The 20,485-nt window shown below is 41.8% G+C and carries 14 protein-coding genes and 1 pseudogene; 14 read left to right on the top strand and 1 reads right to left on the bottom strand.

Annotation, left to right across the window (positions count from 1 at the left end; translation table 11 throughout):
• From ACJBF3_RS21775 to trhN, 9 genes and pseudogenes are all read left to right on the top strand, one after another.
• A pseudogene (locus tag ACJBF3_RS21775) lies at window positions 1–539 on the top strand (IS5-like element IS903 family transposase); the annotation flags it as partial.
• 604 nt (window positions 540–1,143) lie between these two features.
• Window positions 1,144–1,596: a H transfer determinant A gene (hdtA, locus tag ACJBF3_RS21770; RefSeq protein WP_000952689.1), complete on the top strand. Its 453-nt coding sequence runs from the start codon at window positions 1,144–1,146 to the stop codon at window positions 1,594–1,596.
• The gene (locus ACJBF3_RS21765; protein WP_000836981.1) at window positions 1,586–2,011 is read left to right on the top strand and encodes a hypothetical protein; all 426 of its coding nucleotides are present in this window, start codon (window positions 1,586–1,588) and stop codon (window positions 2,009–2,011) included. The genes hdtA and ACJBF3_RS21765 overlap by 11 nt, the downstream gene beginning before the upstream one ends.
• Before the next feature lie 8 nt (window positions 2,012–2,019).
• Window positions 2,020–2,574, top strand: coding sequence for a plasmid transfer protein (locus tag ACJBF3_RS21760; RefSeq protein WP_000235773.1), 555 nt, complete (start codon window positions 2,020–2,022; stop codon window positions 2,572–2,574).
• A gap of 119 nt (window positions 2,575–2,693) precedes the next feature.
• A complete protein-coding gene (gene rsp, locus ACJBF3_RS21755; RefSeq protein ID WP_001232109.1) occupies window positions 2,694–6,998 on the top strand; it encodes an IncHI-type conjugal transfer protein RSP in 4,305 nt (1,434 codons plus the stop codon).
• A gap of 277 nt (window positions 6,999–7,275) precedes the next feature.
• Window positions 7,276–7,788, top strand: a complete 513-nt coding sequence (trhF, locus tag ACJBF3_RS21750; protein WP_001286760.1) for an IncHI-type conjugal transfer protein TrhF — start codon at window positions 7,276–7,278, stop codon at window positions 7,786–7,788.
• The gene (locus ACJBF3_RS21745) at window positions 7,775–9,286 is read left to right on the top strand and encodes a TrbC family F-type conjugative pilus assembly protein (RefSeq protein WP_001256132.1); all 1,512 of its coding nucleotides are present in this window, start codon (window positions 7,775–7,777) and stop codon (window positions 9,284–9,286) included. The genes trhF and ACJBF3_RS21745 overlap by 14 nt, the downstream gene beginning before the upstream one ends.
• A gap of 144 nt (window positions 9,287–9,430) precedes the next feature.
• Window positions 9,431–10,486, top strand: coding sequence for an IncHI-type conjugal transfer protein TrhU (trhU, locus tag ACJBF3_RS21740; RefSeq protein WP_181231580.1), 1,056 nt, complete (start codon window positions 9,431–9,433; stop codon window positions 10,484–10,486).
• Window positions 10,487–10,504: 18 nt separating this feature from the next.
• Window positions 10,505–13,693, top strand: a complete 3,189-nt coding sequence (gene trhN, locus ACJBF3_RS21735) for an IncHI-type conjugal transfer protein TrhN (RefSeq protein WP_000776701.1) — start codon at window positions 10,505–10,507, stop codon at window positions 13,691–13,693.
• A gap of 28 nt (window positions 13,694–13,721) precedes the next feature.
• On the opposite strand, the gene ACJBF3_RS21730 is transcribed toward trhN, so the two are convergent.
• The gene (locus ACJBF3_RS21730; RefSeq protein WP_000771834.1) at window positions 13,722–14,594 is read right to left on the bottom strand and encodes a hypothetical protein; all 873 of its coding nucleotides are present in this window, start codon (window positions 14,592–14,594) and stop codon (window positions 13,722–13,724) included.
• Between the two features lie 179 nt (window positions 14,595–14,773).
• Between ACJBF3_RS21730 and trhI the strand changes: the two genes are divergently transcribed.
• The 5 genes from trhI (at window position 14,774) to ACJBF3_RS21705 (ending at window position 20,414) form a co-directional block, all read left to right on the top strand.
• The gene (trhI, locus tag ACJBF3_RS21725; RefSeq protein ID WP_000517885.1) at window positions 14,774–16,558 is read left to right on the top strand and encodes an IncHI-type conjugal transfer helicase TrhI; all 1,785 of its coding nucleotides are present in this window, start codon (window positions 14,774–14,776) and stop codon (window positions 16,556–16,558) included.
• A gap of 394 nt (window positions 16,559–16,952) precedes the next feature.
• Entirely contained in the window at window positions 16,953–17,825 is an 873-nt protein-coding gene (locus tag ACJBF3_RS21720) for a hypothetical protein (RefSeq protein ID WP_000041927.1), read from the top strand.
• Window positions 17,826–17,882: 57 nt separating this feature from the next.
• Window positions 17,883–18,260: a hypothetical protein gene (locus tag ACJBF3_RS21715; protein ID WP_000120822.1), complete on the top strand. Its 378-nt coding sequence runs from the start codon at window positions 17,883–17,885 to the stop codon at window positions 18,258–18,260.
• A 60-nt stretch (window positions 18,261–18,320) separates the two neighbouring features.
• Window positions 18,321–19,298, top strand: a complete 978-nt coding sequence (locus tag ACJBF3_RS21710; protein WP_000810361.1) for a hypothetical protein — start codon at window positions 18,321–18,323, stop codon at window positions 19,296–19,298.
• A 57-nt stretch (window positions 19,299–19,355) separates the two neighbouring features.
• Window positions 19,356–20,414: an AAA family ATPase gene (locus ACJBF3_RS21705; RefSeq protein WP_031942298.1), complete on the top strand. Its 1,059-nt coding sequence runs from the start codon at window positions 19,356–19,358 to the stop codon at window positions 20,412–20,414.
• Window positions 20,415–20,485 lie beyond the last annotated feature (71 nt).

Below are 20,485 nucleotides of genomic sequence, written 5' to 3'. Positions count from 1 at the left end.
GTGAAGGCGAGTGGAAAGTCAAAAAGCATGGCCAGGAACGCCGCCGTATCTGGCGTAAGCTGCATCTCGCCGTTGACAGTAAAACACATGAAATCATCTGCGCTGACCTGTCGCTGAACAATGTTACGGACTCAGAGGCCTTCCCCGGGTTAATCCGGCAAACCCACCGGAAAATCAGGTCAGCCGCCGCCGATGGCGCTTACGATACCCGGCTATGTCACGATGAACTGCGGCGTAAGAAAATCAGCGCGCTTATCCCTCCCCGAAAAGGTGCGGGTTACTGGCCCGGTGAATATGCAGACCGTAACCGTGCAGTGGCTAATCAGCGAATGACCGGGAGTAATGCGCGGTGGAAATGGACAACAGATTACAACCGTCGCTCGATAGCGGAAACGGCGATGTACCGGGTAAAACAGCTGTTCGGGGGTTCACTGACGCTGCGTGACTACGATGGTCAGGTTGCGGAGGCTATGGCCCTGGTACGAGCGCTGAACAAAATGACGAAAGCAGGTATGCCTGAAAGCGTGCGTATTGCCTGAAAACACAACCCGCTACGGGGGAGACTTACCCGAAATCTGATTTATTCAACAAAGCCCAGGTGCATCCAAAATTTCAAAAGAAAAGTCCATTTCCTCTGTGGTGCCAGTGCTAGAAAAAGTATCGGATGAAAATCAAACCGCCTCCATAAGCATAAAATCTAAAGCTAAGGCAAACAAGCGACTAGCGACTTTGGCAAGATAGGTGAGAGACAGTACAATCGACTTCTGAGTTCAACTTGTCTTACCAGGAAAGCCAGCATACTTGCTGGCCTTTTTTTTGTTATAATAAACTCAGGCTTCAGCTGAATCTGTAAAATTACTGTTAATGAAACGGTATTTTAGGTTAATTTGGATGCTGTTACAGGAAGTGCGGATTTTTCCTAAATTTGTAAAAAACCTAAGAATTATCTTAATAAATCTGGTACTTAATTATTATTTTACGTAAAAAGTCTTTGTGGTTTAATGGTTATGTAAGGATTTTTTGATACCCTTATACCCGATGGACCTAAGGTCACTGACAACGATGTTCATGTAGAATCTTCGTTTCTGTAATCCCTTTTGTCCTTGTCCCAAATGATTGATTATTATAATAAAGGCTGATCGAATGCTATCTCGCAACTCACTAATACATGGTTTACGCCGAGACCAGTTAATCGGAGTTCTGACTATTTCAGAGTTTCCGGTAGTTATGGTAGAAAGCCACTTCATTCAGTCTGAGGTTATGGGAATAAAACCCGTAATTTTTAATATTGATGAGCTTCTTGTTTCTATATCCCCAATTTCCTCTCTTAAGTTCGATTGGGAGTGGGCCCCAGTTGATACAATACTCATTGAAGTTATCATTCCACCTGTAGAGTCAGACCTTGTAAGTGCAGAAAATGACTTCCTCCGTGATTCTGGTATTGGCCATATCCAGTGCGAGCCTGGCGGAGCATCAATACGACGTACAGTTACCTTCGTTGGTGGAATAACCGCTGATAACTTACTGTATCAGTTGAGGCTTATGTGCGTAAGCGCGTTAAAACTTTTAGGAGAGGAACTGGGGGATGAAGTCTAAGATTAGATATGTTTTATCTGGTTTTGTTGTGTTATGTGCATTTGCTGGAGTTTATAAAATCCTAAACAATGTTCCGGTTAAACCTGACCTTTTGGACTTCACTGGAAACACATTTAAAAAGACATCACTCTTCCTGCCATGTGATAAAAGCTCGCCTTCTTTAAACATTAAAATTGCTGATAACGAGAAAATCGTGATCAACGGCATCGCTTCAAAAGTAACTTTTGTTGAAAAGGCTGACCCCGTCAAAAGCCCTGGTTTTTGTGATGATCTTGATCTAAACAATTCTCGCCTTGTACATACGGCATCTTACAGCCTGGTGATTTCTGAAACCAAAACAGGATTTACACTATCAAATTTCAAGCATCTTGCCGATGATGAATCATTAGGCGGTATGTGGTTTTATCAAAAGTGACTTTTTATATGGCAACTTCAGACTTCGCTCTTAAAAACCATAATGTTAAAGCATTTGGTCAGGATGCAGCCCTTGTCATTGAGATGAACAATGAAGATGTTAGCTCATCAAAACCTTCACCTTTTTCAAATGAGATTGATAATTATTATCTTACATTGCACGTCGCTCCAAGGAACGCAAAAAAAGATTATGACTGGGGCTCAAACCGTTCTGTACTTCTAAAATTGTCGACGAATGAAGTTATGCAGATGGCATCTGTATTTCTTAGAATCATGCATACTTTAAAGATTGATAAGAGGAAAACCTCACATCATGGCCACGTCGTATACAAAAATATAAGCGTTACCCCAAACGAGAGGGGCGGTTTGTTGTTATCCGCAGGGATAGTTCCAGTCGATAAAGATGGCTTAAAACCCTTCATGCACATGGTCCCCGTCTCACAAATGGATTGCGTTAAAATTGGCCTCTACATACTTGGATATCTTGCTCAAAAAACGCCCTGGGTAAGCTCCGAGTCTATAATTACCGCGCTTCGCTTATCTGAAGCCAAGAATTCAAAATAGCGCATTAACATACGGAATATACGGAAAAATACAGGTTTTTTTAAATGTTATACGAACGGATATTTCTGTTTTTCATCGTAAAGTGAGTTTAATTTTGCTCAGAAAAACAGGTATTCGTCATGAGAAAATCAGGTTTAGGTTTAGCCCTGTTGTTTTCTTTAATTGCTCCGATTAAAGCGGTCTATGCTGAAGCGATTATGATTTCAGGAAAGCTACAGGCTGATTTGCCAGCCGTATCCTTTGACCCGGGGCCGGGCGACTTTGTTGCATACGTTAATTCTAACACTATCACTGCCTCAGGTGCAGGCACAGCCTGTAATGTAACGGTTGATGATCGAGCGACTTCCTCTGTTGATAACCTCGTTTGTTTTTTTGAGTGGTTACCCAATACCTTGGGATTAACTTCTAACGGCTTCACTCTTTCAGGCGTTCCCAACACCACCGGTGATTTAAAACTACCTTACAAGATTTCTTACTTCTCTGGTTCTGAACGGAAAAAAGTTGAAATAGTAAAAGGTGAATATTCAATCAAAAGTGTGGCACCGGTAAAACCAACTATCACCGGTCTTAAATCATCCCTGAACGGATTAGTCTATGACGGCTTTTCTTTCAAATCGTATTTAAAGGATGAAGCGATCAAAGATATCGCTGTTTCTGTTGAACCCCGCAATTATATTCAATACATCTCAATAGGTTCAGGCTCCGCCTGTGAAGTACCTATTGGCGGAACTTCCTGTACCATTGAAGTTGGAAGCATTAAGGCCAGTGATACAGATGAACTTTTGGGTTCACGTGATATCACAATTACAGCAAACTCTAAGAATAATTATTTCGCACCTCCTGAATCCAAAAAGCTTGTTGTTAACTGGGATTATCGGCCTCCTGTAGTAGACCATACACTTTGGAATTTTACCGATGAGGCTAAAACAATCAAAGTAGGTGGCCAGGACATCTATACCGGAGCCAAAACCGTTGCTGTGGCCGTTAAGGTACCCCAGCAAGAAACAGAAGGTGAATGGTGGCTCCCAACAGCTATGTCGCTCACTATGACTCCGGATGGCGTGTTTAAGCCGACGACTAAAGTGACTTTAGATGATGGCACTGAGATTGATTTCAAACAGTCCTGGGCAACCCCTTTACGTAGAACTTTACAGCCGGTAAGTGGACCTCAAAAAGTCGGTGATGAGTACCTCTATATCTTTGACTTAACGGATCTTATAAACGGGTCCTACGCAGCGACTTTTACAGTAGAAAATACGAGCAAAAACTCTTCTACGTACACTGAGCCTGAAAGCAAACTGATGCTGTCTGATAACCCAACGCTTATGGTTCTCAAAGATGGGCAGGTATTAACTAAACGAGCACCCGTATACTTCCTGAACGAGATTATCGTTGCAGCTTTCCAGGGGCAGGCTGGGGTTGCTGACATAAAATCAGTAACAATAGACAACAAAGTAGTTTCGTTAACACCTACAAATTATAAAGGTATTTACTACCTGCCGGTTGGAGACGATTTAGCAGTTAATTCGGATCACGAGATTACTGTGGTGGCTGAAAACCTTTATGGAAAAAACGTAAATTTCAGTACCGTGTTCACTTATCAACCTACTGGATTCACTCTTAAGAATCTGGAAAAAAACGTAACTCTTTACTCGCGCGTACGTCAGTATACGGACCTGCTTAGTCAAACAGCTGGTGATAAATGCACTCTGTTTACCACAGAGGAAAATGCGAATGCTTACCTCGCCTGGTATGGGGAAAAATCAGATGTTACAGCATGCTACCCTCAGTGGAACAATGTCCCTGATGGGTTGGAGTTCTATTTTAAAGGACGTACCCCGGGTCTAACTGGATTCTTTAATAAAACAGGTGAGAATCTGCTCGACTATCAAGTCTATATGATTAACGGGAAGGGCTCTAAAGCGGTTTCCGCAAGGAATCGCCGTACTCTGACCACACAATTACCATACAACCCGATCATCTCTTACAAAAAGAATAAAGTCATAGCAGGCATCAATCCGAACACTGCTCTGGCTTATACGACCGGGGGGGAGGCCGCTCGAATATTAGCGAAGGTGGTACCAGCTGACGTTACGATGATCGTCTCTCAAAACGGCTCTGAGGCTGTCAAAACGTCATTTAAAAATCGTTCCTCAAACAACGATGCAACGACCTTTGTACAAAGGGTCAAGGTTGCTGCTGCACCATTGTGGACAAAGAACGTCTTTGACATAGCTGTAGAATACTCAAAGGATCCAGAATTAAGAACTACAGACACCCTCAACGTATATACGGTGCCTGATTTCAATATTCGAGCATCGATGGAAGTGGATGACAAAAAAACAGCCACATCTCTTGAAGTGCCCTTAAAGGTAACAGTGGGGCGTTATAACAACTCCACACGTAAAAGTGCATTTGACCGTAAAACAATGGGAGAATGGGACGTCACGATATACTCTCAAAAAAGTGTATACGGCAAAGATCCAGAAACAGGCCGTTATAAAACTACATACGAAAGAACTGCGCTGACTGAAGCATTGCCGGTCAATGATGCGGGCATTGTCGAAACCAAGATTAAAATTGAAAATATGGATCTGGGTAATATGCGTCTGGTTGGTGTGGCTAAGGTCAGATCGCCATTCTCTGATTTTGAAATGAAACGTGAGACCAGTGCTGTAGGCATTCGAATCTATAAAGGTGAGGAACTGGAGGGTAACCTGTCGAAAAGCCTTATTATCGGAAGGATCCCACTTAGTACTCTGGTAAGCTTCAAATCTGCCAGTACGGCTAACTCTGATGCACTCGCCCCCACCGAATGGCAGCAGTCCTCTGATAATGGTCAAACCTGGACCATGCTTTCCGACATGACCGGAAAGAGAAGTGTAAGTATCAAAAAGACAGAAGTAGGAAAGTGGCTTTATAGGGCAAAAATGACTAATAAATTCACATCCAAGATTTCCTACACAGATGCCTTAACGGTAGTTACCTACAAGCAGCCTAAGCTCAGTATAGATGTTACAGACATTCTTCAGGGCTCAGATATACCTGTAACCCTGCTTGATAACGATGAACCTATACCAGCAGGCACCGCTGAGGTTCTCTGGTCAGAGGATAAAGTCAACTGGGTGCAGGGAGATACAACTTACACTGTGGCTTCAGCTGATACCCTACCGTCTACGATTTATGCCCGGATGCGTTACCTTGATTCCGATGAACTGGCAGAGGAGTCTTCATGGAAGGAAACGTCTGCTCGGTTGGCAGCCGCAAAACCCAAGCGCCTTTCTGTCTCGGTAACGGGGGTTTCAAAGGTAGAGGTTGGTCAAAAAGTTACTTTGGAAGGTAAGTTCACGAACCCTAACAGTAAGTACCAGAATGGTAATAACGTAGTTGAAGAATGGAAAACACCGGATGGCCAGACATTTAAGGGCTCTTCACTGTCTGTTACCCTTACTGAGCAAATGTTGGATAAACAGGGATATGCTGCTTTTGAATACAGTGCATGGTTAGCGGACAATAAGGAGAATACGGTTTCTACCCGTAGAGTTTCTGTCAAATCGTGGGTTTATAAATTTCCCGAGATGAAAATAAGCTCCAAACTTAAATACGACATGGCACCGACCACCCTACGCGTTGCGTTGAGCGGTATTAAGGATGGAGACTATCCTGGTGTTACTTATTCCCGTGAATGGATCTACGACAAAGAGAATCTGGTAATCACTAAAGATGAAGGTGACACCAAAGAATTTACAATTGAAAATCCTGGCAAATATACATTGATGGTTGTTTTCAAAGATAACCGAAACAATGAACAGCGTATCGAAAATACCTTTGTTGTCGATGAACAAACGCCAATGAACGTTGAGATGACACCCAAGTTCTCTAACAAATATATGAGAGCTCCACTCGATGTAACCTTAAGGTCAAACATCAAGCTATCTCATTCGGCGGACTCGATAGATACGGTCACATACAAGGTGAACGGTGAAGTAATACCCAGCGGCAAAAATTATTGGGCTCAACTGATCTCGGGTTTAAAAGAAAAGAAATACGAGATTACAATTGATGTTGTTAGTAAACTTGGACAGAGAGGTTCAGCATCTGTTGAGTTTGATGTCGTTAAAAACGCAGTGCCTAATTGTACATTGAGCTACACGGAAACCAACCTAAGCTGGAGCTTTACCAATAAATGTGATGATACTGATGGAAAAATGGTTAGATATGAATGGTTCATCAACGGCGAATTAAGGAACGTTTTCGGTAGTACGGCTACACTTTCTAAAAACCTTAACCGTGGTAAGCAGGACATAAAAGTAATTGCTTATGATGATAGTGGAGACTTTGCAACACAGCACGTGACAGTTTTCGGACCGGCTGAAGAGGCAAGTAAGTCTGAAAACACTGTATCAATACCAAGCAGTGAGTAGTTAATTTTTAAATATAAAGCCGGGACATTATGTCCCGGCTTTTTTATACCCAATAATTGGACCTTTGAAAAATTAATGTCGGAAAGTAACTTTGCTCCAAAGGCATCTTTCATGGCCGCTAACAAAGCTGCGTATACATGCTGAGGAATTAACATTCTTATAGGTGAATATTAGGTTAGTTTGCAGACTTCCGAGCGTTGAAAAACATGGATAATAGTTACTTGGATAGAGGTGCATCTGCCTAGTAAAAATATTCTTCAGTGCCAGTGAGAAAAATATGAGCGACTACATACCTAAAAAGAGAGGGCTGCTTATACTGGATTGGTATGTCCCCCTTAATATTTTATTGCTGATTCTCGTTATGTGTGTCTTTTTCACCCGTTATACATTTGGATACGGTTTATTGAATGGGTGCCTGCCTGCTGATTTTTATATGATTGATCATTCGGATAAAAGTATTAAAACTGGTGAACTCATAGCATTTAACATGCCGAAATCGGTACGTTTTATCCCAGAAAATGAACGAGTCATAAAAATTGTTGCCGGTGTGGGCGGTGACAAACTTAAAGTAACAATGGATGGGGTTTATAACGGGGACAAATTTTTTGAAGCTAATGCACGTCGTATTTCGAAGAAATACAATATTCCGTCCATTTTGATTGAAAAAGAATTGATAATTCCTGAAGGCGAAGTTTTCCTAATTGGGCAAACCGATCACTCATGGGATTCCCGTTTTTGGGGAACAGTAAAGCTGAATTCAGTAATTGGGAAAACATATGCGATCTTTTAATGTAAATAAAAAATATTTACCAATACTTCCTGGACTTGCGTTATGTGCAGTTTTAAGTAATACAAATGCAAGCACTGAGTATCAACATGATGCTGACCTAATCGCTCAGCAAGCAAAAGGGCTTGGGGCACAGGCTAAAGGTGCACAGCAGCCAGATGGGGCTCTTAGCCTTGATGCTACGCTAAAATCACCAGATGTGCAGAAGTACATAGCGCAAGCTGAAGCACTCCAAAAAAACCAGGACCTGAGCAAGCAAATAAACCGTGGTTACGTCCCCGGTATGAATGCGGATAGTGTTCAAGCAGTTATAGACCATACCCAGGCTATCAGGGCCCAAAGTAATAACTCTGAAGCTGTCAACGATATAATTAGAAGACGTGATGAAATTCAAGAAAACGCCAGCCTTAATGAAGCGGCTCTGAAAGCTGTGGAAAATAAGCCGGAAGTCATGCGAGGACAATCTAAAAATATCGAAAAATTGTTTGGTTCCTCGGGCATCACAGCTGCTGACTTCGAAAGAAAAATGGATAGCACACGTGAAGAAGCACTATCAACTGAAAATGGAATAACGATCTTTGCTTCATTTAGCTTGCCGGATTATGTACTGGAAGACCTTCTACGTACGGCCTCAGAGCATAAAGCTCGTGTAGTTTTCAATGGTCTAAAGAAAGGAACTACTCGGCTACCAGAGACACAGGCAGCAATAAACCAAATGATTGTCAAAGGAAAATTTGAATCTCCTTTGATTACAATTGATCCTGATAGCTTCAGTCAGTATCAAGTAACTCAAGTACCGACAATTATTTCTAGGGAGCAAGCTCGTTTTGCAAAAATGGTAGGCTCCTTCAACGTTGAGTTTTTTCAGCGAGAACTTGCTAAAAAACCCGATCAGGATATTTTCCCGGTTGCTGGTACCACTTATCCCGTTGAAGAAAAGAGCATCATTAAAGAACTGGAAGAACGTGCACAAAAATATGACTGGGAAGGTGCAAAAAAAAGGGCCGTTTCTGACACATGGAAAAATCAATGGATGGTCGACCTCCCTCCTGCCCAGGAACACAAAGAATTTTTAATTGACCCTACAGTGAGGGTCACTCAGGACGTAAAAGATAAGCAGGGCCGTGTAATAGCTTCCGCCGGTGAGTTGATTAATCCACTTTCGAGATTTCCTCAAAACCTGACGATGATAATTTTCGATCCACTCAATCCGGGCCAGCTGGTATGGGCTGAGCAGCAGTATCGACAACGTCTGGGTAGTGGAAAAGTAATGCCAATGTTTACCCGTATCCAAAAAGATAATGGATGGGATCACCTAAATGATTTACGTGAAAAATTTAACGGTAAGGTGTTTAAAGTTAACGAACAGATCATCTCACGCTTTCAGATTAAAAACACACCTGCGCTTATAACTACTGACCAAGATAAATTCCGGATCACCCTGTTTAGCGAGGCAGAAGTCCGTGGTATCGGAGCCCCAAATCTTTCAGAGGAAAAATAAGATGAAACTCGGATTTATTATAGGCGCTCTCTTTGCAACATGGCTGACGCTAAATTATCCGGACCAGATGAGAAGTTATTTTACCAAAGCCGTCGACTATATCGAAAGTGTTGCAACATTTATTACATCCAAGTGAGCATGATGGTGAAAAAATTCAAAAAGTTACTTTTAGAGTTCATTGTAGCAGTTATGCTTTCGCTTTCTATACCGGGTATGGCTATGGCAGCAGATGCTGGAGTCCCTGGGGCTATGTGTCAGTCAGCTGGAGTGTGGCAGGGCTTGATTAAGAATATCTGTTGGAGCTGCATTTTTCCCATGAGGATAATGGGCATAGGGGCAGCTCCAGAAGGCGCTGCTCCTTCACGTCCGGGTTGCTACTGCACAGATCAGAACGGCGTACCGGAAATAGGTTGGCAATTGAGCTTCTTTCAGCCGGTGAAGATTGTTGAAGTTGTAAAGAGCCCCTGGTGCAGCCCCTTTCTTGAAGGCACGATGCTTCAAAAATCGCAGTTTGATATTGGTAAAAGCAACACAAATCAGCCAATGACAGCAACTGAAGCCGGATTTTACGATGTTCATCTTTGGGAGTTCCCAATCATGACAATGCTCAAATTACTGATTATTGGCGAGTGCACTGCTGAACCCTATATAGATGCCAGCCTGACCTATATAAGCGAAGTGGACCCTATGTGGGAAAGTGATCTGCTTACACTCGTCCTGAATCCAGAGGCAGTAGTTTTTGCAAACCCAATTGCCTCAATGGTGTGCGCTGCTGACTGTGTAGCAGTAACAGCAGGAAAGGATAATCTCGCTGCATACTTTTGTGCCGGATGCGATGGCAACCTTTATCCATTAACCGGCCACATTTACGCAAATGATGACGCTGTAAGGACGAGTTCACTGATAACCCAGCGTCTTCTGACTAAACTACATCGCCAGGGAATGCTGATGCGAACGATGGGAGCAGACGCAATGTGTGAGAAAACGTGGGAATACTTTACACCTCGTTCCCAGTATCGGCTTTCAATGCTTTTCCCAACTCCTGAGGCGAAAGGGCCGGATTGCTGTCATCGTCTTGGTGATTCGGTACATGACTGGTCAACCCTTAAAGGTGGGCGCAAAAAAATAGGCAATGATAATTATGTCTATATGTTGTGGCGTTACAATGACTGTTGCGTCAGATATATACCAGGCGCTTGATTTCTAAGGGTAAAAATAATGAAACTTAGAAAAACGATAGCTTCAACTATTATTGCATCAATGATTGCCAATACTATGAGTTGGGCTTTTTATATCTCTCTCATAAATATGGTAATGACTCCTCGTATTTATGCGGCAGACGCTATATTTGACCAGCTCGAAAGTAACTTTAATCTTGCTAATCCTAACGCAAATCGCAATGCGACAACCAGTGCTCAGGACATTGTTGAGAAGTACAAGAATGCGGATTCAGGCGAGAATGTCAGTGGGAAGATCACCGAGAAATACGTGGGTAAAGCCGAATCCGCTAATCTTAATCTCGGAAAGTATGGGGCAGGGAACTCAAATGAAAGTGTCATGAAAAATGCCGCATCCGATGGAAAGTCCATTGGTAGCGCCGTACAACTGCCGAGTATGTCTGGAGGGACAATCAATTCAAACTATACCAAGGAAGGGGCAAAGCTGCTCTCTCGGGATGCTAATGGCAACATTGGTATAAGCAGTAATCCCAATACTACTCCTGGAACCAAAACAAATACCGGAGAGATTTTCAGCTCAGAGCAAAAGCACAGCGATATTAAGTTCAATGCCGCAGATCGTTATGGGGATGAGGATGGCTTTGTAAACGATATAAAGAATCGGAAAAGCCAGTTATTTGATGCTCAAAGTTATGATGGCGTTGCCTACCGCACCCTCGTAAATGCTAACAAGGACAACCCGGCATCATCTATAAAGCCTAACGATCCCATGTTTACTGCGGGGAGAAATGAGATAACAAATGCTGTTGCTGGTACTGGAAACTGGCTTCAGAACTGTAATGTTGAGACCTCTAAAAAAACAGTAACCACACACTATCCTGATTACAAAGAGTTCTACTGTAACTCGCCTAAGCAAGATAACTTCAGCAGCTGCACGATAACCCGTGATTTTTCAGTCCCTGTTTACATTTCAGGCGGAAACGGAGACATGTCGATGTGCGGCGATAATTGTGTGCGTATATGGTTTGGTCGCCGTGATGACAACTACTGGAGTGACGGGGTATATGATAACGAACTGACATTAAAATTCCATCCGGATGCAAAATTGGCCTCAGCAAAGATTGTTAACGCGGAGTGGGATGACCACATGCGGGTAACACTTGATGGCACGCAGATTTTTGCTCACATAGATGGTGCATATCGAGAAAGTGACTATCCGGCTCCTAAGGGATCTTGGGAGTTAAAAAAATCGTGGAAACTCGACAAGGTTTACGATGTGACTGATAAGGTCAGAAAATCGGTGTATGAGGAGCCTGATCGAGAAGTGACAATGGCATCCAGAGTATGGGTTGGTGGGAAGGGTGAAGGGTATTTTGAGGTTGAGCTGACTTTTGAAAATATGAAGCTCGAAGATAAGCACGTCCAGGAACCAGCTGGTTGTTACGATGCTGTACAAGCTCCGAATACATTCTGCCGTTTCGATCGGTTTAAAGATATGGATGTTGGCACAAAACGGCTTCCGGAAAGCGTGCTTTCATTGGCAAAGCCTCTGTATGAAGGTGATAAAGGATTTCTTACCTGGAAGACAAACCTTGAAGGCTACTTTTGTGATCCATTGGCCAAAGACAAAATTTGCTCTTATGACGCTAGTGGAAAAATTATGAAAGACGCTAATGGAAAGGACCTCTGTTACAACTATGAAGAAATAAAGAGTATGCCTGATGCATGTAGTGCTTATAAAAATGATGCAGCATGTGTACTCGATAAACAAACATGTGCAGAGGGTTGGTTCGATGAGGGCACTAACAGTTGCTACATGTATGAACAGAAATACACCTGTGACAGAGGGAAGGATGTAGTTCGGGAGGTTGAATCTTCTACAAATGCCTGTGTTGGCATGATCCCATGTTCAGGTGGAACATGCGAAACTGGGCCAAAGGAAGAGAACAACGATTTTGGAAAAGTTGCGGCTTATTCAAACATGGTTCAGTACATGCAGGGCGAAGCCAAATGCGAAGACCCTAACGATGCCAATTCATGTTCCGTCTTTGAAGGAAAACCTGAATGGTGTGGTCGTTCAGTAGGCTTTGTAAATGGCCTGGCAAAGACGGACTGCTGCGAAGCACCACAGGGAACCGCAGGAGCACTTGAAGGTATCATGCTTGCCGGATCTATGATCAGAAACACAAACTGGACCAGAGTTAATGCTCAGCTAATAAAATGGACCGGCGGTGATACAGGTACATGGGCTTCTATGTCTAATGCGGTCGGAGAGTGGACTGCATCAGCTGGTAAAACAGTAGGGCAAATGTGGAACAACGTCACGAGCTCCTTAACGAGCGTATATGAAAACGTCGCTGGTAATCTAAGCAGGGCAGTTGGGTCTTCCGCAACTTCTGGAGGGGCAGGAGGTGCTGGCCAGTTGGCACAGGAAACAATGTCCAGCTTCGGTATAGGTCAGCTTAAGCAGATGGCAATGAAGAAAGCCTACGAATTGCTACCAGATACAGTTCGTGACTTTGTCTTTAAGAACGTTGCTACTACCGGAGGAGAGGTTGTCTTCTCGGCTGCGGTTCAAAACTTTATGCTTGCATTAAACGTGATCGGTTGGATTTATACAGCCTATCAGGTCACTAAAATGCTTTTAGAAATGTTGGTAGCATGCGACCAGAAAGAGATGGAAGCTTCTATTCATAAGAATCAAAAATCCTGTTTTACATTAGATACGGAACGATGCGTCAAATATCTGAATGTTGGTTTCACAAAGAAATGCGTTAAAAAAGCAACAGACATGTGCTGTTATAATTCCATGTTGTCACGCGTTATTATGCAACAAGCTTATCCGCAATTAGGAATAGACCCTGTCGCCTCTAATTGCGTGGGGCTATCAATAAAGCAAATACAGCAACTGGATTTCGATAAAATTGATCTGACGGAGTGGATTAATGATGCAGTTCAGGTAGGAGAAGTTCCTGATCAATATTCAAAATTCTCCGAAGAATCAATTGTGGAAAACTTACCATTCCAGAATGAGAACTATCAACTTCCATCAGAACGTACCAAGGAAGCAATGGGCGGTGAAGAAAATATGATAAAGGCCAGACAAGAAAATGCTCAGGCTATAAAAGAGGAAAATGTAGATTGTAGCTATTTACCTCGACCGGCCATATGTGAGGTAGGTTCAACTACGCTGGATCCGGTTACGGGCAAGCAGTTGCCGAAATATTGAAGAAGGGGCCGTTAGGCCCCTTTTTTAATTACTTGGCTTTCAATGTTTTTTCTGGGAAGCCTTTTTTACCGTATTCACCGGTAAAGAGGTAATAATCTTTTCCGTTGATGGAGGCTGCAACACCCCCTGGAGTTGTTGTATTTGGGCTATCAGAACGGAAAATGATACCCGAAAAATCAGCGCTTGTTTCGTTTCCTTTAAATGGGATGAACACATAACGAATTACAGCGTAATCACCAGCGGGAAGGTTTAGCTCAGGAATTTCGGTTCCTGTTGCGGGGCGAATCGCCTGAAAGCTGTACATTGAATCTGTAGGGAAAACATCAGCATCAGGCTTAGAGGGCAGATCACAGGTACTCCATTTATTGACGACTGCCATATCAATTTTACATGTGGCCAGAGCTGCTTTCTGTTTTTCAGGGTTGTATCCAAATGAGGCCTGAGTTGCTTTTGTATGCTCAAAAACATACTTAGCTCCCTCACGTACCAAACTTTCATCATTGTAAGGCAATTTTTTTGGATTGGGGACGAACACTAGGTATTGATTGACCTGGATGTATTCGGCGTCAGAAGAACTGTACAAAGAGCTGAGGCTCATGATCCCAAAACCTTTTAGACCGCCTGTTACGTAGCCCATCGAACTATTGATGAGATACTTAGAAAGAAAGTTGTCGGCATCCCCTCCAGGAGTAACCTCTTGCTCCTTAAAATTAACGTCGAAACCAGCAAACGAATAGGCATTCTTGGCGACAGAATCATTTGCATTAGCATGCCAGTACTGGCCGTGACTGTACGCATTCAGAGCGGTGCCTGGCGTAGTGCCGGTGTCACCGGCACAACCCGATAGGGAAAAACCAATGACGACAGAAGAGACCAGAGATACTAAACGTAAAAGTTTCATTTAAAGCCCTTTTTGTAATGTCTTTTGGAGATGGAACCATTATTCCATAGTCACGCGTTTCACAAACAACCTGATTGCATAAAAAAGGAAAAAAAGTGATTTCCAGTAGAACCAGCAGTACACAAGAAAAGCGCTTTTATAAAAATGTATAATTATTAAAACGAAGTAATGAGGTTGAAATGGGTAAGCCAACAGAAGAGCAAAGACCTGTTATCGAGAATGCTAGCGCAAACAATATGGTGATAGCAGCGCCTGGATCAGGCAAATCGTTCACCATGATAGAAGCGGTTATATCGATTCTCAAAAAGTATCCATATGCAAGAATCGGGATGGTGACCTTTACTCGCGCTGCAACAAACGCACTTGCAGCAAAGTTACAAAAGCGATTGAGCAAGAAGGATCTTGACCGGGTGCTGGTGGATACTTTTCACGGACTCGTTAAGAAGCAACTGGACATGATTCGCTGGCCGGGAAAGATGTTGATAGGGCCAGCACAGAGATCTGTCATTCACCGGGCTTTGAAAGAATCCGGTGTAACGATGAAGTTTGCTGAAGCTGAATTCGTTATTGATGCTATCGGCAGAGAAATGGATACGGATGTGATTTCAGTTCGGCATAACAGACAACAGATCCATTTGTTTAATACCTATCAGGCGTTATGCCAGAAAGACCATGTGGCGGACCTCAATGCTCTTTCAAAATTTGTTGTCGGTCAAATGCATTCGGGAAAAATGCGCACGTTAGATTTGACACATTTGATAGTAGACGAAGTTCAGGATACTGACTCTATACAATTCTCATGGATAGCATTGCATACAAGAGCTGGAGTCTATACGAGTATAGTTGGAGACGATGATCAGGCCATCTACTCCTTCAGATCCTCAGGAGGAGTCAAAATATTTCAACAGTTTGAAAAACACTTCAGACCTAACATATTTTACTTAAACACATGCTTTAGGTGTGAACCTGAAATTTTAGAGGTGGCCGGAGCACTGATAGGAAAGAATGTTTACCGTTATGCCAAAGAGTTACGCTCGGCAAAAAAGGGAGGGGGAAAGGTCACTTTTCGTTCATATGTAGATATGGAGGAACAGATACAGGGTATTTTAAGCCTTATAAATCAGGATCCACATGGATGGGCAATTCTAAGCCGCAATAATGCTCACTTGGATGAGCTAGAAAGTTTGATCGAACAGCCAGTAATTCGTTACGGAGGTAAATCATTCTGGGATGAAAAAGAAACAAGCGATGTGTTAAGCCTTATGGCCTTTTTCCGACAATCAAATGATCCTCGCTTAATGAAGAGAGTATTGGCATTGTTTGGAGAACAGGAATCAGTTTTGGATGAAGTGGCATTGAGTATGAGAGGAAGAAAAGTTACTTTTGGCGACCTTGCCATCCCGGAGGACAGTTCTCTCGAAACAAAAACATTACATTCAAACTTCGTGCGCTTTACCCAGGAAAGTTCTGATAAAGTTGAGATAGCAAAACGTTTCGCCAACCTTACGAAATGGATGGAATCGTCGTCAATCAAGATGAGGAGTAATAAAGGTACAGCAACCTTAACAAAAATTGCTTTAGACACTTGTAAACAGTGGGCAGAAAAGACTGGTTGGATGAATATGATAAATCGTGCTGCTGCAATGTCATTAGGCCCTAGGAAGAAGGACGAGGAATACAGCCCAGAGAAAGTAGTCCTATCAACCTTGCATGGTTCAAAGGGTCTTGAGTGGAATAAAGTAATAATAATGAGTTGTAATGCGGATCAGATACCAAGTAAAAGATCAGTTGGGGAGGAGGCAATAGAAGAAGAAAGACGTTTGCTTTATGTTGGATTTACGCGTGCAGAAAAGCAACTTTTTGTAATGTGGTATGGTGATCCTTCTTTCTTTTTAAGAGAATGCAGTGAAGAAAAGATAAAAGAAGCAGCTAATATTCGAATTTCTCCACTTTATACAGAATAATTCGATATGGGCATTTACTTATGCTTAAAGCTATAGTATAAAAACAATGAGCTTAAATATCAGCTCCCAAATTTGAGTAACTTTGCTTAAAGTTACTTTCGCGTTAAGCGTTGATTTAGCCGTGAAAAGCGGCCAGCTTAAACAAGCTGTAAGACACCACCGGCAAAATGTCACCTTTGTCGCTGGTGCACTTCCCATGCCTGCAAAAGGCAATCTGAATTTACCAAACCGTAACTAATTTAGCTCCTCCTGGGGCTATTTTTGTTGCGTACTTCTAATGCCAGATAGTATAAATCAGGCGGTTCATAGCTTACGGGAGATGAATGACAGGCTTTGCCTTCGTGTTGAAACAAAAATTTGTTTCTTCCTTCTTACTATATATAGGTGACCCCAAATGTCTAAAAATAAAGCTCGCAGTAAAGCCCTTCATCAAACCTTTAGTGAAATTATTCCAGAGATGGATAAGGCGCTAAACAAACAGCTCTTAGAAGTTCTGATGAAATATACAGAACGTGATAATGAACTGATTGTTATTTTGAATGAGGACGGCCCAAATATCATTGAACTTAAGTCTCTTAAGCCTGTGTCTTTGTTGGCCGAAAAGCTTTCTGCTTATTCAAGCTATTATCATGTGGATGTTGTGGAGCTCGTGGTCAAGAAAATTGATTTCGAAGGAGCTTATAAGCTTCTTAAAGCTTCCCCAGATGTACCACTTTTTAAAAGCTTAACTGAACTGGATAAATATCTTGTTGAGGAGTTTGAAAAATACGGATTAAATTCATTTCTTGACGTGGATAATCTGGATTACTCACTTGAAAAAGCCAGTGAACTCAAAAATGAGCAGTTAATAAATTGGGTTTCGGACATCATTTGCAAACGTGAAAAATTAACTTTACGTAAGCGTTTTGATGTCGCAGTAAAGGCCCACTACGAAAATGTAGAAAAAATGTATGATACCATTCGTCCGTTAATGAAAAAACTGGGTTTCCCAGAAGATCTCATGACGCACACCTTTAGTGAGTTAAGCGTTTTTGAAACTAAAGGATGGGACCATGCAATAAAATCGAAAATTGAGACTCTCGCTAAGCGTGAAACTCAATATTTAGATGATGCGGCTAAAGCAGAGAATCGACGTCTTGTAACAGAGAAGTTGGAGAACTCTTTAGCGATTGCACCAACTAAACCAACAAGAAATTGGTTACATATTGCCGGAATTGCCTGTTTGGTAGTCTGCACGTTCATGTATGTAACTAATAAATTTATTTAATCCTGTTAAGGGGGAACCCTAACGGGGCTTCTCTTTGAACAAATCGAGGAGCGGAAAATGTCATATCTTGAATATATCAATGAAGTAAAAGTGTCCGGGATAGTTATCAGTGCTGTGGAGAAAAAAATGACTGACCAGAGTATAGGTTTGTTAATAAAGCTCAAAAATAGGATGAAGACAGAAGTTGATGGTGAAATCACTGAGAGAGAATTTTCAGTTCAAATCAAGGTGTCGCCTGAAATGTATTCAACCTGTTTCACTGGTATAAATCAGGGTGATGAGTTGATGGTCTCCGGTTATATTGTTGTCGATACTATTATGATTGAAGGGAGAGAACATCCTCTTGACTACATGAGAGTGGTAGCAACAAGTAAGTTGGCTCACATACCTAAACCTCTAAAAGGTTTTGGACAAAGTAGCTTTAATCAGATCTGACATTAAACCCACCCTAAAGGGGAGAAATCCCTTCATGGGATTTCTCCTTTTGGAGTCCCCATGAAACAAAAATTTAGGGCTACTGCAATAAGTAGTAATCAACTTAGTTTTTTTTCTATATTCGATATAGATGAAGATGAAATAACGCAAATAGTTGATTCACCCAAAGAGCATTTAAATGATGCATACACGTCCGGATTAAACTTTAAATCAGATGAAAGTAACATTTCTGAGATAAATTATGATTCTGAAAGGCGTGAAAATCACCTTTATGAAAAATCCAAATTACTTAAAAATCAGATTTTGCATACAATTAATTTTGCAGCAGAAACAGATTATCTATATTCGGTTGAAGAATATAACCCAGATTTGGGTGGTCTGGTAATAGAATGGACCCCTGAGGATGTGTATGTTGTTTTTCTATCCGCTATGGAAGAGTCTTTGGAAATCATTAAAGAACTAGTGTTGAGGAGAAAGTTATTCTTCAAAGATGACAATGGTAATATCACAGTGAATCCACTTTTAGAAGCTGAAACACGGTGGTATATGTCAAAATCATTTGAATACACTTGTTTATCTCATGGACTTGATGCATGTGAATTTAGAGCGGAATTAAAATCATGGCTCTATTATCATTCGCATCGTTCGATTAGTGAAAACACGAAATTAGCTGAATGCAGGAATGATGATGAAATCATTTTGCATGATTGCAATGACGATATGGGCTGGGACATCTTCTTTGATCAGGATTATTTAATGTCAGAAAAAAAACTGGCTGTTAAATGGACTGACAGGGAAATTATGGATGTTTACATAAAAGCTTTTAAATCCACATTAGAGTTGTTTGACGAGCTTGTTTCATGTGATCTGTTAACTAAACGAAACGCTTTTGGCAAGTTAGAAATAAATCCAATATTCGAAAATCATTTTGAATGGATCATGTCTGAAGCTTTTGAAATAGTGGGAAATCATCTTGGTTATAATGTGCCTCAAATCAGGAAACTGATGGCAACTATTTGCCAAATGAATCTCAAATAAAATGCCACTGGCAAACATCTGCCAGAGGGCGGTGTTTGCATTTTACCGGAGTTAAAAATGTCTAATGCCGCTATGAAGTTAAATGAAACATCTTCTGATGCTTATGAAAAATTAGAAGCTCTTCTTTCCCCGGATGTTATAAAGTTAAAACATTATGTGGATAAAGGTGAGTATCTTTTAGTTCTAGCAAAGGACCTTTTTGGTATTCCAGAAATGGATCCAAAGATGGCTGTGCCTGTTTTCAAAACTAAAACCTCGTATCGAGCTCCGCTGAACAAAGACTACATACCAAATCCCCGAATACTTGAACAAGTGGTTAAACTGCTTATCAGTCCGGATATAGATTTAAGTGTGTGTCTTAAAGGTGAGTCCGGTTCTGGCAAGACTGAAATGGTAATGTACATTAGCCACATGATGAATTGGCCGCTGACAATTAAGCAGATCAACAGCAATATTCGAGTTGATGAGCTTGAAGGTGAGCGCAGTCTTAATGGTGGTAATACAGGTTTTGTACACAGCGATTTGGTAACGGGATTTCGTAATGGTCACCTCATTCTTCTGGATGAAGTGGACAAAATCGATCCTGATACGGCAGCAAAACTTCACATGCCCATTGAACGTAAGCCCTGGTCACTCAGTGCTAATGGTGGTGAGGTTATAACTGCTAATGGCTACACGCGATTTATTGGTACTGCAAACACAAACATGAGTGGAGGCGCTCGCCGGTTCGTTTCTTCTCAACGTCAAGATGCAGCTTTTATAAAGCGGTTCTTGATAGTTGAAATGGTGAAGCCCGACAAAGTTGCTTTAACCAATGTGCTTACTAAACGATATAGCTCTTTGCCTTTTCAGGTCATTGAGAAGTTCGTAAGAGTAGCGATTGCAGTAAATGACTCTGGTACAGAAGACAGTGTGATGGATATTCGTCAATTAGTAGCTTGGGTTGGCACGTCGATGACGTTAAAAACCTTTAGTCTTCTTGACACTTTCAAAATAGCTTTTGCTTCTGCTTTACCTTTACATGTGGTCGATCTTGTTCTTCAAGCTATAGATCTTTCTCTTGGCGAAGACAAGGATAAATCGCTGGAGTATTTCACAGCAAAAAAGTCGAGTTAGATGGGATTTGTTATGAAACCTCTGATATTTGTATCTCAGAGTTATCCCATCTTGAATTTAGTGCGTTTTTA

The organism is Enterobacter sp. PP-008-ECC_S150 (genome assembly GCF_045257065.1).
Classification (GTDB): domain Bacteria; phylum Pseudomonadota; class Gammaproteobacteria; order Enterobacterales; family Enterobacteriaceae; genus Enterobacter; species Enterobacter chengduensis.
This window is presented reverse-complemented; position numbering and strand designations above follow the sequence as displayed.